The sequence below is a fragment of the Microbacterium sp. Bi128 genome (assembly GCF_918698205.1).
In genome coordinates, this window is record NZ_CAKKMM010001526.1 from 1 (window position 1) to 1,164 (window position 1,164).

Consider the following 1,164-nt stretch of genomic DNA (forward strand, 5'->3'; position numbering starts at 1 on the left):
CCCACCCAGCAAGAGGACCGTACCGCATGAGACCCGTTCTGTTCAGGCTTGCAGGCTTCACCCTGTTGCCGCTGCTGGCGCTGGTCCTGCCGTTCCTGCTCCTCCCGGTCGTTTCGCGAGTCGTGGGGGCCGCCGGCTGGTCCAGCATCACCTCCGGCCAGGCCATTGGCATCTTTGCGTCGACCATCATTCTCTGGAGCTGGAACATCTCCGGCCCGGTCGAGATTGCCCGCGCCGGCGCCTTCCCGCTGCGGGCGGCACTTTATTCCAGGAGCGTCCGTTCGCGGATCCTGCTCGCGGTCGTCGTGCTGCCCGTCATGAGCGTGATCGTCGCGCTCGTGGCCCGGGAGGGTTTCCGCCTCGATGCCATCACCATGGCCTGGGCCACAGCGCTGACCGGTTTCTCGCCGGCGTGGTACGGCATCGGCACCGGCCAGCCCCGGATCCTCGCCGTCTACGACACCCTCCCCCGCTTCTTCGCGGCCATCATCAGCGCCCCGGTCATCCTGCTCACCGGACAAGTCTGGACCTACGGGCTGGTCTCGGTCTTTACGACGCTCGTGGCATTGATCGCATTCCACCGCCGGTTCGGCGAACCCCGGACCTGGCTGCCCCGGAGCCCTCGGACCGTCGTGCGGGAGATCGTGCCCACCGCGGGCACGGCCGGCATCAACTTCACGGGAAGCGCCTACGGCTCGTCCCCGGTTCCGATCGCCACCGCTACGGTGCCGTCGGCCGCTGCCACGGCCGGTTTCGCCTCGGCGGACGCCATCTACCGCCTGGGGCTCGTCACGATCGTGGCGCTCGGCAACACGTTCCAGGGCTGGACCCTGGAGCACGATGCCGCCGACCCGCGCCGCCGCCACTTCGCGGCCATGGCTGCCCACGCGGCCCTGGGGCTCGCGGGCGGGATCTTCCTCACACTGTTCGGCCCGTGGGTCTCCGGCGTGATGTTCGGCGAAGCTGTCCGCGCGGACACCCTGACCTGCCTGTTCTACGGGGTGTCCTTCTTCTTCATCTCCTCATCGACGCCCCTGATCCGGAATGTGCTGATCCCCGCCCAGCGCCAGAAGTCGGTGCTGATGTGGACCGCGGTTTCCGCCGTCGTCGGCGTGCTGCTCATGGTGGCGGCCGGGCTGGCGGCCAACGTTCCCGGCATCGCCC

The 1,164-nt window shown here is 68.9% G+C and carries 1 protein-coding gene; it reads left to right on the top strand.

From position 1 onward, the window contains the following. Positions 1–26: 26 nt before the first annotated feature. Positions 27–1,164, top strand: a 1,138-nt coding sequence (locus LQV45_RS34260; RefSeq protein ID WP_230012318.1) for a polysaccharide biosynthesis protein, incomplete at its 3' end; no start/stop codon positions are given.